The organism is Cupriavidus respiraculi (assembly GCF_914271545.1).
Lineage (GTDB): Bacteria > Pseudomonadota > Gammaproteobacteria > Burkholderiales > Burkholderiaceae > Cupriavidus > Cupriavidus respiraculi.
This window is the reverse complement of sequence record NZ_CAJZAH010000003.1, coordinates 159678-173743: the sequence shown is the minus strand read 5'-3', so window position 1 is coordinate 173743 and position 14066 is coordinate 159678. Positions and strand designations below refer to the sequence as shown.

The 14066-nt window shown below is 68.5% G+C and carries 11 protein-coding genes; 9 read left to right on the top strand and 2 right to left on the bottom strand.

Features of this window, described 5'->3' with window-relative positions; all coding sequences use genetic code 11:
- Nucleotides 1-148: 148 nt before the first annotated feature.
- On the bottom strand, nt 149-2386 hold the full coding sequence (recG, locus tag LDO27_RS15875) for an ATP-dependent DNA helicase RecG (RefSeq protein ID WP_224042702.1): 2238 nt from the start codon (nt 2384-2386) through the stop codon (nt 149-151).
- Nucleotides 2387-2594: 208 nt separating this feature from the next.
- Here recG and queA point away from each other — a divergent pair, with 208 nt between their 5' ends.
- The 5 genes from queA (at nt 2595) to secF (ending at nt 8453) form a co-directional block, all read left to right on the top strand.
- Nucleotides 2595-3641, top strand: coding sequence for a tRNA preQ1(34) S-adenosylmethionine ribosyltransferase-isomerase QueA (gene queA / locus LDO27_RS15870; protein ID WP_224042700.1), 1047 nt, complete (start codon nt 2595-2597; stop codon nt 3639-3641).
- Nucleotides 3642-3695: 54 nt separating this feature from the next.
- A complete protein-coding gene (tgt, locus tag LDO27_RS15865) occupies nt 3696-4826 on the top strand; it encodes a tRNA guanosine(34) transglycosylase Tgt (RefSeq protein WP_224042699.1) in 1131 nt (376 codons plus the stop codon).
- A gap of 169 nt (nt 4827-4995) precedes the next feature.
- Nucleotides 4996-5325: a preprotein translocase subunit YajC gene (yajC, locus tag LDO27_RS15860; protein WP_222208371.1), complete on the top strand. Its 330-nt coding sequence runs from the start codon at nt 4996-4998 to the stop codon at nt 5323-5325.
- A gap of 191 nt (nt 5326-5516) precedes the next feature.
- On the top strand, nt 5517-7388 hold the full coding sequence (gene secD / locus LDO27_RS15855) for a protein translocase subunit SecD (protein ID WP_224042697.1): 1872 nt from the start codon (nt 5517-5519) through the stop codon (nt 7386-7388).
- A 93-nt stretch (nt 7389-7481) separates the two neighbouring features.
- A complete protein-coding gene (gene secF / locus LDO27_RS15850; protein ID WP_222208376.1) occupies nt 7482-8453 on the top strand; it encodes a protein translocase subunit SecF in 972 nt (323 codons plus the stop codon).
- Between the two features lie 57 nt (nt 8454-8510).
- Here the strand turns inward: secF and LDO27_RS15845 are convergent, their stop codons facing one another.
- Nucleotides 8511-9407 carry a LysR substrate-binding domain-containing protein gene (locus tag LDO27_RS15845; protein ID WP_224042695.1) on the bottom strand — a complete coding sequence of 299 codons (897 nt, stop codon included), beginning with the start codon at nt 9405-9407 and terminating at the stop codon, nt 8511-8513.
- Nucleotides 9408-9551: 144 nt separating this feature from the next.
- On the opposite strand from LDO27_RS15845, the gene LDO27_RS15840 reads away from it, so the two are divergent.
- The 4 genes from LDO27_RS15840 (at nt 9552) to LDO27_RS15825 (ending at nt 14066) form a co-directional block, all read left to right on the top strand.
- A complete protein-coding gene (locus LDO27_RS15840) occupies nt 9552-9950 on the top strand; it encodes a RidA family protein (protein ID WP_224042693.1) in 399 nt (132 codons plus the stop codon).
- A complete protein-coding gene (locus LDO27_RS15835) occupies nt 9947-11104 on the top strand; it encodes an oxidoreductase (protein WP_224042691.1) in 1158 nt (385 codons plus the stop codon). The genes LDO27_RS15840 and LDO27_RS15835 overlap by 4 nt, the downstream gene beginning before the upstream one ends.
- Nucleotides 11105-11384: 280 nt before the next feature.
- Nucleotides 11385-12656, top strand: coding sequence for an alpha-hydroxyketone-type quorum-sensing autoinducer synthase (gene cqsA / locus LDO27_RS15830; RefSeq protein WP_224042690.1), 1272 nt, complete (start codon nt 11385-11387; stop codon nt 12654-12656).
- Nucleotides 12657-12767: 111 nt separating this feature from the next.
- Nucleotides 12768-14066, top strand: coding sequence for a sensor histidine kinase (locus tag LDO27_RS15825; RefSeq protein WP_224042688.1), 1299 nt, complete (start codon nt 12768-12770; stop codon nt 14064-14066).

The window sequence follows — 14066 nt, the reverse complement described above, 5'->3', positions numbered from 1 at the left end:
CAGATGGGGCTTAAGGGTGCGAGGGTACGCGGTGGTCCGGACTTATCGCTTTCGTTCCGGCGATAGATTTTAGCTTCGATTCCGCGATCTGTCCCGGTTCCCGCCAAATGGGTAGTGCGCGGCACTCCGCAGCGGCAGGAAGTGGCGTTCACGCCTTGAGAAAATGCTCGCGTCCGCCAAGCCAGCGCGACAGGTGCGCCTCCACCGCCTCGGGAAACCGCGCCAGCATCAGTTCGGCCGCCTGCTGCGCATGGTCCACCAGCCAGGCGTCGGTCTCCAGATCGGCAAAGCGCAGCATGGCCTCGCCCGACTGGCGTGCGCCCAGGAACTCGCCCGGCCCGCGGATCTGCAGGTCGCGCCGGGCGATCTCGAAGCCGTCGGTCGTCTCTCGCATCGTCGCCAGCCGCTCCTTGGCGGTGGGCGACAGCGGCGCCTGGTACATCAGCAGGCACACCGACTCGGCGCTGCCCCGCCCCACGCGTCCGCGCAACTGGTGCAGTTGCGCCAGGCCGAAGCGCTCGGCGTGCTCGATCACCATCAGCGAGGCGTTGGGCACGTCCACGCCGACCTCGATCACCGTAGTGGCCACCAGCACATGCAGCCGGTTCGCGGTGAAAGCCTCCATCACCGCGGCCTTTTCCGCCGGCGGCAGCCGCCCGTGCACGAGTCCCACACGCAGATCCGGCAGCGCCGCGACCAGCGTCTCGTAGGTCTCCATGGCGGTCTGCAGCTGCAGGGCCTCGCTTTCCTCGATCAGCGGACAAACCCAGTAGACCTGCCGGCCCTGTTCGGCCGCGTGGTGCACGCGCGCGATCACCTCGTCGCGGCGCGCATCGTTGACCAGCCGCGTGACGACGGGGCTGCGGCCCGGCGGCAGTTCGTCGATGACGGACACGTCCAGGTCGGCGTAGTACGTCATCGCCAGCGTGCGCGGGATGGGCGTGGCGGACATCATCAGCTGATGGGGCACCGTGTCGGCACCCGGGGCCGCCGGCTCGCGCCCGGCGCCCTCGCCCGATCCCTCGGCCTTGCCGCGCAGCGCGAGCCGCTGGGCCACGCCGAAGCGGTGCTGCTCGTCCACCACCGACAGGCCGAGCCGGGCGAAGCGCACGGTGTCCTGGATCAGCGCATGGGTGCCGATGGCCAGCTGCGCCTCGCCCGACTCCACCTTGGCCACCGCTTCGCGCTTCTCGCGCGCCTTGAGGCTGCCGGCCAGCCACACCACCGGCACGCCCAGCGGCTCCAGCCATGCCGAGAGCTTGCGGTAGTGCTGCTCGGCGAGGATTTCGGTGGGCGCCATCAGCGCCGCCTGGAAGCCCGCGTCGATGGCCTGGCAGGCCGCCAGCGCCGCGACGATGGTCTTGCCGCTGCCCACGTCGCCCTGCAGCAGGCGATGCATCGGATGCGGCGCGGCCATGTCGGCAGCGATTTCCTCGACCACGCGGCGCTGCGCGCCGGTCAGCGCGAAGGGCAGCGCGGCGCGGAAGCGCTCCAGGAGGCCGCCCGCGCGGCGCGGCATCGGCGGTGCGTTCTTGTCGCGGCGCGCGGCCTGCGCGCGCTTGAGCGACAGCTGCTGTGCCAGCAGTTCGTCGAACTTGACGCGCTGCCAGGCGGGATGCGAACGCTCGGCCAGCGCCGCCTCGTCGATCTGCTGAGGAGGCGTGTGCAACAGCCGCAGGCAATCGCCCAGCGGATGCAGCTTCAACGCCGCGGCCGGGCCTTCGAGCACCGCGCGCGGCAGCGTTTCCGGCAGCGGCGTGCGCGACAGCGCGCCGGCGATGGCCTTGCGCAAATAGGCCTGCGAGATGCCCGCCGTGGCGGGATAGACCGGCGTCAGGCGATCGGGCAGTGGTTCGTCCGGCATCACCGGGCGCACGGTGGGATGGACCATCTCGGCGCCGAAGAAGCCGCCGCGCACCTCGCCGCGCACGCGCAGGCGCACGCCCTCGGCCATCTGCTTGGTCTGGCTGCCGTAGAAGTTCAGGAAGCGCAGCGTCAGTTCCCCCGTGCCGTCGGCAATTCTTACCACCAGCTGGCGGCGCGGGCGGAAGGCCACCTCGTTGGCGATGACCTCGCCCTCGACCTGGGCCGACAGTCCCAAGCCCGCCCGCGAGATGGCCTCGGCGATGGTGAGCAGGCTGGTTTCGTCCTCGTAGCGCAGCGGCAGGTGCAGGACCAGGTCGACATCGCGCCGCAGTCCCATCTTGGCCAGCCGCGCCGCGGCCGTGGTGGCCTTGCCGGCCGGCTTGCCCGCCGCCTTGGCCGTCTTGCCCGCCTTGTCCTTGCCCGCCGCCTTGGCGGACGTGGCGCCCGCGGAGGCGCCGGCCGGTGCGGCCGGTTCGGCGTGGACGAGGGCGGGACTGCTGTCGGAAACGGTTCCTGGCATCGAGGCGGCGATCGGCGCAAGGCTGCGCAAAGAAGATGGCGCGAGGCGGCACGAGAGGCCGCGTACGGGGCGCCATTGTGGGCGAGGCGGCGGTTTGCTGCCAAGCCTTACAATATCGGATTCGCCGATTGTACCCATGTGTCCCGCACGCCAGCCGCCATCCGGTGGGCCCCGAGGGACGCCAGGCACCGGCCCCCGCCTTGCCATCATGCTGACGCTGTCCGATTTCGACTTTCCCCTGCCGCCCGAACTGATCGCCCAGACCGCCCTGCCCGACCGCAGCGCGAGCCGCCTGCTGGTAGTCCAGCGCGATGACAGTGACGGCGCGGCCCGCCTGATCGACCGCGCCTTCACCGATATCGTCGACTATCTGCGCCCCGGCGACCTGCTGGTCTTCAACGACACCCGGGTGATCAAGGCGCGCTTCTTCGGCCACAAGGCGAGCGGCGGCAAGATCGAGGTGCTGGTGGAGCGCGTGCAGGACGAACGCACCGTGCTCGCGCAGGTGCGCGCCTCCAAGACGCCGCCCGAGGGCAGCACGCTGCGGCTGGCCGAAGCCTTCGACGTGGTGGTCGGGCCGCGCGTGGACCAGTTCTTCACGCTGCGCTTTCCCGAACCGGCGCTGGACCTGATCGAGCGGTTCGGCCGCCTGCCGCTGCCGCCCTATATCGAGCACGATCCGGACGCCTACGACGAGTCGCGCTACCAGACCGTCTACGCGCGCAACCCGGGCGCGGTCGCCGCGCCCACCGCGGGCCTGCATTTCGACGACGCGCTGTTCGCGCGCCTGGACGGCATGGGCGTGCGCCGCGCGTTCCTGACGCTGCACGTGGGCGCGGGCACGTTCCAGCCGGTGCGCACGGAAAACGTGGCCGAGCACAAGATGCATTCGGAGTGGTACGCGATCTCCGACGAACTGGCCCAGGCCGTGCGGGAAACGCGCGCCGCCGGGGGACGCGTGATCGCGGTCGGCACGACGTCGCTGCGCGCGCTGGAATCCGCCGCGGCGGCCGACGGCACGCTGGCGGCCGGCAGCGGCGACACCGATATCTTTATCACCCCCGGCTACCGCTTCCGGCTGGTCGACGCGCTGATCACCAACTTCCATCTGCCCAAGTCGACCCTGCTGATGCTGGTGTCGGCGCTGGCCGGCATCGAGCCCATCCGCGCCGCCTACCGGCATGCCGTCGCCCAGCGCTATCGCTTCTTCAGCTATGGCGACGCGATGCTGCTGACCCGCCAGCCGCAGGACTGACGCGCCCCGCTGCCCCGCCGCCTTGCACGCACCGAACCCCGTTACCCCGTTCCCATGCTCAATTTCGAACTGATCACCACCGACGGCAACGCCCGCCGCGGCCGCGTCACCCTGAACCACGGCGTGGTCGAAACGCCGATCTTCATGCCGGTCGGCACCTATGGCTCGGTCAAGGCCATGTCGCCCCTGGAGCTCAACGAGATCGGCTCCCAGATCATCCTCGGCAACACCTTCCATCTGTGGCTGCGGCCGGGGCTCGAAGTGGTGGAGACGCACGGCGGCCTGCACCGCTTCATGGGCTGGGACAAGCCCATCCTGACCGACTCGGGCGGCTTCCAGGTGTTCTCGCTGGGCGACCTGCGCAAGATCACCGAGGACGGCGTGACCTTCGCCTCGCCGGTCAATGGCGACAAGCTGTTCCTGTCGCCGGAGATCTCGATGCAGGTGCAGCGCACGCTGAACTCGGACATCGTGATGCAGTTCGACGAATGCACGCCCTACGAGATCGACGGGCGCCCGGCCACCCATGACGAGGCCGCGAAGTCGATGCGCATGAGCCTGCGCTGGGCCAAGCGCTCGCGCGACGAGTTCGCGCGCCTGGCGAATCCCAACGCGTTGTTCGGCATCGTCCAGGGCGGCATGTTCGAGGACCTGCGCGACGAATCGCTGGCGGGCCTGCTGGAGCAGGACTTCCATGGCCTGGCCATCGGCGGGCTGTCGGTGGGCGAGCCCAAGGAAGACATGATGCGCGTGCTGGAGCACGTGGGTCCGCGGCTGCCCGCCAACAAGCCGCACTACCTGATGGGCGTGGGCACGCCGGAAGACCTGGTGGCCGGTGTCGCCGCCGGGGTGGACATGTTCGACTGCGTGATGCCGACCCGCAACGCCCGCAACGGCTGGCTGTTCACGCGCTTTGGCGACGTCAAGATCAAGAACGCCGCGCACCGCAACGACCCGCGCCCGCTCGACGAAAGCTGCGGCTGCTACACCTGCCGCAACTTCACGCGCGCGTATCTGCACCACCTGCACCGCGTGGGCGAAATCCTCGGCGCGCGGCTCAATACCATCCATAACCTGCACTACTATCTGCAACTGATGCGCGAGGTCCGCGAGGCGATCGAGCAGCACCGCTTCGAGGCATTCCGGCGGCAGTTCGCCGCGGACCGCGCCCGGGGCACGCAGTAGCCGGGGCGCGCCGCGCGGACTGCGTGGCGCGCCCGTCCGCTCGCGATGCCCGCCCCCTTGACAACGCGAGCATTACAAACCCGTAATGCGCCGCAGACACGCAAATCGGGGCCTATGCGGGTGGTAGAATGCCCGATTCCTTGAATACACTTAGTGACGGAGAAGCAACGTGCTGATTTCGAACGCATTCGCCCAGACCGCTGGCGCCACCGGCGGCGCGGCAGGCGGCCTGATGAGTTTCCTGCCCATCATCCTGATGTTCGCGGTGCTGTGGTTCATCATGATCCGCCCGCAGATGAAGCGGCAGAAAGAAGCCAAGGCCATGCTCGAAGCACTGGCCAAGAATGACGAAGTGGTCACCGCCGGCGGCATCCTGGGCCGTGTCACGAAGGTCAACGAGCAATACGTGACCCTCGAGATCGCCGAAGGCACCGAAATCACCGTGCAAAAGAACGCCGTCACCACGGTGCTCCCCAAGGGCTCGCTGAAGTCGCTCTGATCCCGCTCCCGGCGCCCACCCCTTCCCGGCGGGCGCCGGCAAGCCTTTCCGGCACGCCGCTCAAGCGCGTGCCCCAGCAGCCGCCTGATACTGCCCGGCCCGACCGGCAACGTCAGGCGGCTGTTTGCCAACGGGTCGCCTGTGCCGACGCCCGCCGTCCGCCCCGCCGACCGTAGAACGACTGGCCAACGATGAACCGCTATCCGCTTTGGAAATACCTCGTGATTCTGGTGGCTCTTGTCATCGGCGTCCTCTATACCATCCCGAACTTCTTTGGCGAAGCGCCGGCCGTGCAGGTGTCGTCGGGCAAGGCCACCGTCAAGGTGGACCTGGCGATGCAGCAGCAGGTGGAACAGGTGCTGGCGCAGAACAACCTGCAGCCGGACGGCGTGTTCTTCGACCTGTCCGGCGCCTCGGGCTCGGTCAAGGCGCGGTTCCGCACCACCGACGAGCAGCTCAAGGCCAAGGACGCGCTGTCGCGCGCGCTCAACCCCGATCCCAACGATCCGGCCTATGTGGTCGCCCTGAACCTGCTGTCGGGCTCGCCCAAATGGCTCAGCGCCATCCACGCGCTGCCGATGTACCTGGGCCTGGACCTGCGCGGCGGCGTGCACTTCCTGCTGCAGGTCGACATGAAGGGCGCGGTCGACAAGAAGCTGGACAGCCTGGCCGGCGATGCCCGCACCCTGCTGCGTGACAAGAACATCCGCCACGGCGGCATCGACCGCGACGGCAACCGCCTGACGGTGCGCTTCAACAACCCCGACGAGGCCGACAAGGCCCGCGGCCTGCTGGCCGACAATCTGCGCGACCTGGCGTTCAGCGCCGAGGGCAACAACATCGTGGGCGTCTTCACCGAGGCCGCGCGCCGCGCGGTGCAGGACGCGGCGGTCAAGCAGAACATCACCACGCTGCACAACCGCGTAAACGAACTGGGCGTGGCCGAACCGGTGATCCAGCAGCAAGGTGCCGACCGCATCGTGGTGCAACTGCCCGGCGTGCAGGACACCGCCAAGGCCAAGGACATCATCGGCCGTACCGCCACGCTGGAAGCGCGGCTGGCCGACCCGGACGCGCCGCGCAACCCGCGCCAGGGCGATCCGATCCCGTTCGGCAGCGAGCTGTTCCTGCACGGCAACGGCGCCCCGGTGGTGCTGAAGAAGCAGGTGATCTTCACGGGCGACCGTATCGAGAGCGCCTCGGCCGGCTTCGACCAGAACCAGCGCCCATCGGTCAATATCAAGCTCGACGGCCAGGGCGGCCGCGTGCTGCGCGACGTCTCGCGCGAGAACATCGGCAAGCCGATGGGCCTGGTGCTGTTCGAGAAGGGCAAGGGCGAAGTGCTGACCGTGGCGACGATCCAGTCCGAACTCGGCTCGAGCTTCCAGATCACCGGCTCCTATTCCACCGAAGCCGCCAACGACCTGGCGCTGCTGCTGCGCGCCGGCTCGCTGGCCGCGCCGATGGAGATCATCGAGGAACGCACCATCGGTCCGTCGCTCGGTGCCGACAACATCGAGAAGGGCTTCGATTCGGTGGCCTACGGCTTCGCGGCCATCGCCATCTTCATGGTGCTGTACTACATGCTGTTCGGCGTGTTCTCGGTCGTCGCGCTGGGCGTCAACCTGCTGTTGCTGATCGCGGTGCTGTCGATGCTGCAGGCCACGCTGACGCTGCCGGGCATTGCGGCCATCGCGCTGGTGCTGGGCATGGCCATCGACGCCAACGTGCTGATCAACGAGCGTATCCGCGAGGAACTGCGCGCCGGCGCGTCGCCGCAGATGGCGATCGCCGTCGGCTTCGATCGCGCCTGGGCGACCATCCTCGATTCGAACGTCACCACGCTGATCGCCGGCCTGGCCCTGCTCGCCTTCGGTTCGGGCCCGGTGCGCGGCTTCGCGGTCGTGCACTGCCTGGGCATCCTGACCTCGATGTTCTCGGCGGTGTTCTTCAACCGCGGCCTCGTCAACCTCTGGTACGGCCGCAAGAAGAAGCTGCAGAGCGTGGCGATCGGCCAGATCTGGAAGCCGGATACCGACAGCAAGGGCAGCGTGGCCAAGTAAGCGCGCGGCGCGCGGGCGGCATCGGATGTCCCCCGCCGCCCCGGCCACCGTCCACGCAACAGCGACTCAATAGCAGCACAAACAGGATTCACCATGGAATTTTTCCGCATCCGGCGCGACATTCCGTTCATGAAGCACGCGTTGATCTTCAACGTGATCTCCTTCCTGACCTTTGCCGCCGCCGTGTTCTTCCTCTGGCAGAAGGGCCTGCACCTGTCGATCGAATTCACCGGTGGCACGGTGATGGAGGTCAGCTACCAGCAGCCCGCCGACCTGGAAAAGATCCGCGGCCAGGTCGGCAAGCTCGGCTATACCGATGTGCAGGTGCAGAACTTCGGCACCTCGCGCGACGTGATGATCCGCCTGCCGCTGCAGAAAGGCCCGGACGGCAAGACCGTGACCTCGGCCCAGCAAAGCGAGCAGGTGCTGACAGCGCTGCAGGCGGCCACGCCGGACGTCAAGCTGCAACGGGTGGAGTTCGTCGGCCCGCAGGTGGGCAAGGAACTCGCCACGGACGGCCTGCTGGCGTTGCTGTGCGTGATCGTCGGCATCGTGGTCTACCTGTCGTTCCGCTTCGAATGGAAGTTCGCGGTCGCCGGCATCATCGCCAACCTGCACGACATCGTGATCATCCTGGGCTTCTTCGCCTACTTCCAGTGGGAGTTCTCGCTGTCGGTGCTGGCGGCGGTGCTTGCGGTACTGGGCTACTCGGTCAACGAGTCGGTGGTGATCTTCGACCGGATCCGCGAGAACTTCCGCAAGTACCGGAAGATGACGACCCACGAGGTGATCGACAACGCCATCACCAGCACGATCTCGCGGACCATCATCACGCACGGCTCGACCCAGATGATGGTGCTGTCGATGTTCTTCTTCGGCGGCCCCACCCTGCACTACTTCGCGCTGGCGCTGACCGTGGGCATCCTGTTCGGCATCTACTCGTCGGTGTTCGTCGCCGCGGCGCTGGCCATGTGGCTGGGCGTCAAGCGCGAGGACCTGGTCAAGGGCGAGAAGAAGGCGACCGACATCGATCGCGACGACCCCAACTACGGCGCGCAGGCCTGACCGCCTCCCGTCCCCTCGAAAAAGCGCCCGCGGGCGCTTTTTTTTCGCCCGCGCGGTTCAGCCGCGGCCTTCGCCGAACGCCGCGCCGACCCACTGGCGCAGCAGCACGGTGGCCGGCCGCTCCGCGGCCCGGGCGCTGTACACGAGGTCGTAGCGATAGCTGGGCAGCGACAGCGCGAACGGCTGCACCAGCACGCCGGCGGCCAGCTCGTCGGCCACCAGCGTCAGGCTCAGCAAGCCGACGCCCTGCCCCGCCAGCGTCGCCTGCACGGCATGGATCTCGTCGGTGAAGGACAGCCCCGCGTCGGCGTCGACGCCGCCCACGCCAGCCCGGGCAAGCCAGTCGCGCCAGACCGGCGCGCGCTCGTCGCCACGGGCCGCCGGTCCCCAGTCGAAGTGCACCAGCGTGGCGCCGCGCAAATCCGCTTCGTCGCGCAGGCCCAGGCGGGGACTGCAGACGGGGGCGAAGCGATCGACGAACAGCGGCTCCACCAGCAGGCCCGGGTAGTGCCCGTCGCCGTAGCGGACCGCGGCGTCGGCATCGGCGTCCAGATCGACGGGGGCGTTGGTGGCGTCCAGCCGCAGCGTCCAGTCGGGATGCTCGGCACGGAACGAGCCCGCGCGGGGCGCGAGCCGCCGGGCGGTGAAAGCGACGGTGGACGACAACGTCGCGACCTTCGGTGCGCGGGCGCGGCGCACCGTTTCGAGGGCGCGCTCGAACCCGTCCAGCCCGTCCCGCACGGCCGGAAACAGCGCGTGCCCGGCGGCGGTCAGCCGCACCCGCCGGGTCTGGCGTTCGAACAGCCGGGTGTCCAGGTATTCCTCCAGCAGCCGCACCTGGTGGCTGACCGCCGTCGGCGTGACATGCAGTTCCTCCGCGGCCAGCTTGAAGCTCTGGCGCCGTGCGGCCGCCTCGAACACGCGCAGCGCCCCGAGCGCCGGAAGCCGTCTCACGGCCGCCCCCATGGATAAGGTGTACTCATCTGTTCCCTGAAATATCAACGTTTGTCGGGCCAAACAGCGGTGACGATACTTGCCATACCCGCTGCGGCACCGCCCGGTGGGTGATCGTAACTCAACCATCAGCCGGAGCAAGCCATGCCTCTCGAACAAGTCCATACGCAACCCGACCCTTACGCCCCCTACCTGCTGTCCCAAGCTATCCGCGCGGGCGGCTTCATCTTCGTGTCCGGCCAGGCGGGAGTGGGCGATGACGGCACCATCGTCGCGCCCGACGATTTCGACCGCCAGGCCGACCAGGCCTTCCGCAACCTGCGGCGCGCACTGGAAGCGGCCGGCTCGGGGCTGGACCGCATCGCCAAGGTGACCATCTTCCTGACCTCGATGGCGCATTTCCCGAAGATCGTCGCGTTGCGCCGCAAGTGGTTTTCCACGCCGTATCCGGCCGACACCATCGTCGAAGTTTCCGCGCTGTACTCGCCGGAGGCGATGATCGAGATCGAGGCGATCGCGCTGGCCGCGGAGGACCGGACATGACACGGCCCGCACTGCCCGACCTGCCTGGCCTGCTGGCGCCGTTCCGGCTGGGGCCGCTGACGTTGCCCAACCGCCTCGCGGTGGCGCCGATGACCCGCATCAGCGCCACCGACGATGGCGTACCCACCGCCGCCATGGCGCGCTACTACGCGCGCTTTGCACGCGGCGGCTTCGGTCTCGTCATCACCGAGGGCATCTATACCGACTGCGCCTACGCGCAAGGCTATGCGAACCAGCCCGGCCTGACCGACATGGCGCAGGCCCTGGCCTGGCGCGACGTGGTGCGCGCGGTGCACGCAGGCGGCGGACGCATCGTCGCGCAGTTGATGCACGCCGGCGCGCTGTCCCAGGCGAACCGCTTCCGCGGCGACACGGTCGGACCGTCCGCGGTCCGGCCGGTCGGCGAACAGATGCGGGTGTACGCCGGCACAGGCCCCTACCGGATGCCGCGCGCGATGACGGAGGCGGAGATCGGCGATGCCGTCGCCGGATTCGCGCGCGCCGCGACGCTGGCCCGCGAGGTGGCCGGGTTCGACGCGGTGGAGATCCACGGCGCCAACGGCTATCTGCTGGACCAGTTCCTGACCGGGCACACCAATCAACGCACCGATCGCTGGGGCGGCGACATCCAGGACCGCGTCCGCCTCGCCGTCGAGACGGCGCACGCGGTGCGCGCGGCGGTGGGCGCTGGCTTTCCGCTCGGGATACGGATCTCGCAGGGCAAGGTCAACGACTTCCATCACAAGTGGCCGGAAGCCGCGCAAGGCGCAGCGACCGTGTTCGGCGCGCTGGCCGGGGCGGGTGTCGACTACCTGCACGTCACGGAATTCGAGGCGTGGCGCCCGGCCTTTCCGGGCGATCCCTCGAGCCTGGTCGAGCACGCGCGGCGCGCGGCGCCCGGCCTGCCGATCGTGGCCAACGGCGGCCTGCACGATACGGCGCGCGCGCTGGAAGTGCTGCGGCAAGGGGCGGACCTGGTGGCCCTGGGCAGGGGGGCGCTGGCCAATCCCGACTTTCCTGGGCGGCTTGCCGCCGCGCTGCAGCCGCGGCCGTTCGATCCGGCGCTGTTGTCGCCGCTGGGCAATCTCAAGCCAGGCGAAGTGACGGAGGAAGAGCATGCCGGGCGGGTGACGGCCCAGCCCGCCGCGGGCTGAGCGCGGCGTCGGTTCGTTCGGGAACACGGAAGGCGGAGGAAGTGGCGAAATACAGACTTGTAGAGTTGCGCCCGAATTTCGGCACTGACTTAATATTCTTGGCGTAATCCGCGTCACTCATTGTGCTCAGACGCGGCATGCATCGCGTTATTCGCTGCACGGCCGTCCGATCTGCACTCGCTGTCTCCGCGGTCGGTTCCGGTCGTCTTCCCGCATTCCGATGGCGCTCACGAGGCGTCATCCACGCAGTTTCCGATCCAACTGACTACAGGAGTTCGATATGACGGATTTGGCCAGACTCGTCCACGGCAATCCCCTTGCGCGCGCCGAGCGCCATCTCCCCGACTTTGTCACCCGCCGGATGCAGGCCCACTACGTGGACCGCATGCAGAACGTCTGGGGCGGCGACCATCTGCTGCACGGCCTGACGCCGCAGCCCGATGCGCTGCATATGTCCAGCAACGACTATCTGGATCTGCTGTCCGTGCCGGGATTGCGCCGCCGGCAGGCGCAGGCGCTGGACGAAGGCAGCCATGAGCTGCTGATGTCCTCGGTCTTCATGTATGGGGAATCGGCGCAGCAGGCCTTCGAGCGCCGCCTCGCCCATTTCATGTCCGCCGAGGACGGCGTGGTATGCCATTCGGGCTGGGCGGCCAACGTGGGACTGGTGCAGACACTGGCCGGGCCGGATGTGCCCGTCTACCTCGACATGTCGGCCCACGCCTCGTTGTGGGAAGGAGCGCTCGCGGCCGGCGCGCGGGCGATCCCGTTCATCCACAACAACGTGGACCACGCCCAGTCGCAGATCGCCAAGCACGGCCCGGGCGTGATCGTGGTCGATTCGGTCTACAGCACCACGGGCAGCGTCGCGCCGCTGACGGCGCTCACGCGCGTGGCCGAGGAAAGCGGCTCGATCCTGGTCGTCGACGAATCGCACTCGCTCGGCACCCATGGCCCCAACGGCGCCGGCCTGGTGTGCGCGCTGGGTCTGGCCGACCGCGTCCATTTCCGCACCGCGTCGCTGGCCAAGGCCTTCGCCGGCCGGGCGGGCTTCGTGACCTGTTCCAGCGAGTTCAAGGGCTATTTCACCTGCGAGTCGCGCCCGGCGATCTTCAGCTCGGGCCTGCTGTCGCACGAGATCGCCTGGTTCGATGCCGCGCTGACGTTCATTTCGGCGGCCCACGACCGGCGTGCCCGCCTGCACCGGATGGCCGGCACGCTGCGCGAGGGGCTGACCCGGCTCGGCTACAACGTGTCGGACGGCACCGAGCAGATCATCGCGCTGGAAGCGGGCTCGGAACCGCAGACGCTGCGCCTTCGCAACGCTTTGCAGCGACGCGGGGTGTTCGGCGCGGTATTCTGTGCACCTGCCACGGCCAAGAACCGCTCCCTGGTCCGCCTGACGCTCAACGCCGGCCATACCGAGCAGGATCTGGAGCGGCTGCTGCACGTATGCGCGGACATGCGCGACGAGGTCGACCTGGACAACTGGTCGTCGACCCGGCGCGGGCGCCAGCGCCGGCGCAGCGCCCAGGAACTGGCCGGCGCGTAGCCGGGCGCCGGGATGCTGGCGGCGGCAGCACAGGACCGGCACGGCCGGCGCGAGACAGGGCACCGCCGCTTTGGCAGCGGCATCACGCGGCACCAGCGAAAGACCGAACCAATGGATTTGTTGTCCAGGATTGCGACGCATATCAACGAGGCCAGGCCATCGAGTTTCGATGACGAGTCGCTGGCCCGACTGACGAAGCTGCAGTACGTCGGCCTGCTCGGCGTCGTGGGGCATCCGCTGTATTACTTCATCTGGGCGCACGTGTTTCCGCAGCCCTATGAAAGCCTGCCGCTGCGCGCGCTGTGCACCGCCCTGTTCCTGCCGCTGGTATTCAGCATGCGGCTCAAGGGCAAGCCGTGGCTGCTGCCCTATTCGTTCGTGGCCATCACGATCGGGCTGCCGTTCCTGTTCTCGTACATGTACCTGATGAACGGGGCCAATCTGGTGTGGTCGGAATCGCTGCTCGGCTCGGTCATCATCGTCTACCACTTCGGCGTGGTGTTCGCGACCTGCTCGCTGCTGGTGGGCGGCGCGCTGGCGGGGCTGTTCTACAGCATCAGCCATGCCCCGCTCACGCTGGAGGGCCAGACCCATCTGGGCGAGCAGTTGCCGATCCTGGCGTTCTTCGTGATCGTGATCCTGGTCATCAAGCTGGACCGCCGGGTGCTGCTCGAAGCCAAGCAGCGCGGCATGGCGGCCGCGCTGGCATCGGTGGCGCACGAACTGCGCACGCCGCTGGCCAGTATCGAGAGCACCCTGGTGGGCTTCGAGCGCCATCTGCCCGGCCTGCTGGAATCGCCGGACACCGCGGCGGCGCGGGCAGAACGGCTCTACGAGGCCTTGCGCCGCATGCGCATCGAGGTGCGCAACGTGCACGGCAGCATCGACCTGCTGCTGGCCAATTCGCGCGACCAGGTATCGATCCCGCGCAGCAACTTCGATCTCGCGGAGGCCGTGCGGCGCGCCGTCAACGACTATCCGTTCTATCACGAGGACGAGCGCGAGCAGATCCGTCTGTCGCTGGCGCCCGGGGTGATCGTCAACGGCAACGAGCAGATGTTCCGGATGGTGCTGAACAATCTGCTCAAGAACGCGCTGCGCGCGATCGCGCGGGCCGGCCGCGGCGTGATCACCATCGCGGTGGCGCCGGGCGAGCGCGGACGCGGCACGCTGGAGTTCACCGATACCGCGGAGGGCATCCAGCGCGAGGTGCTGGACCGCATCTTCGACCGCTTCTACACCTACCCGCCGGGCTCGGGCAACGGCATCGGCCTGTCCTTCTGCCGCAGCGTGCTGGCCCAATGGGGCGCGACCATATCCTGCCGCTCGGAATTCGGCAGCTATACGTGCTTCGCGATCGATTTTCCGCCGCCGCGCCGCTTCGCGCAGCCAACGGCGGCGGACCAATGA

Coding starts and splice junctions, on each gene's coding strand:
- recG (WP_224042702.1), bottom strand. CDS start 2,386: ATGCCAGGAACCGTTTCCGACAGCAGTCCCGCCCTCGTCCACGCCGAA.
- queA (WP_224042700.1), top strand. CDS start 2,595: ATGCTGACGCTGTCCGATTTCGACTTTCCCCTGCCGCCCGAACTGATC.
- tgt (WP_224042699.1), top strand. CDS start 3,696: ATGCTCAATTTCGAACTGATCACCACCGACGGCAACGCCCGCCGCGGC.
- secD (WP_224042697.1), top strand. CDS start 5,517: ATGAACCGCTATCCGCTTTGGAAATACCTCGTGATTCTGGTGGCTCTT.
- secF (WP_222208376.1), top strand. CDS start 7,482: ATGGAATTTTTCCGCATCCGGCGCGACATTCCGTTCATGAAGCACGCG.
- LDO27_RS15840 (WP_224042693.1), top strand. CDS start 9,552: ATGCCTCTCGAACAAGTCCATACGCAACCCGACCCTTACGCCCCCTAC.
- LDO27_RS15835 (WP_224042691.1), top strand. CDS start 9,947: ATGACACGGCCCGCACTGCCCGACCTGCCTGGCCTGCTGGCGCCGTTC.
- cqsA (WP_224042690.1), top strand. CDS start 11,385: ATGACGGATTTGGCCAGACTCGTCCACGGCAATCCCCTTGCGCGCGCC.
- LDO27_RS15825 (WP_224042688.1), top strand. CDS start 12,768: ATGGATTTGTTGTCCAGGATTGCGACGCATATCAACGAGGCCAGGCCA.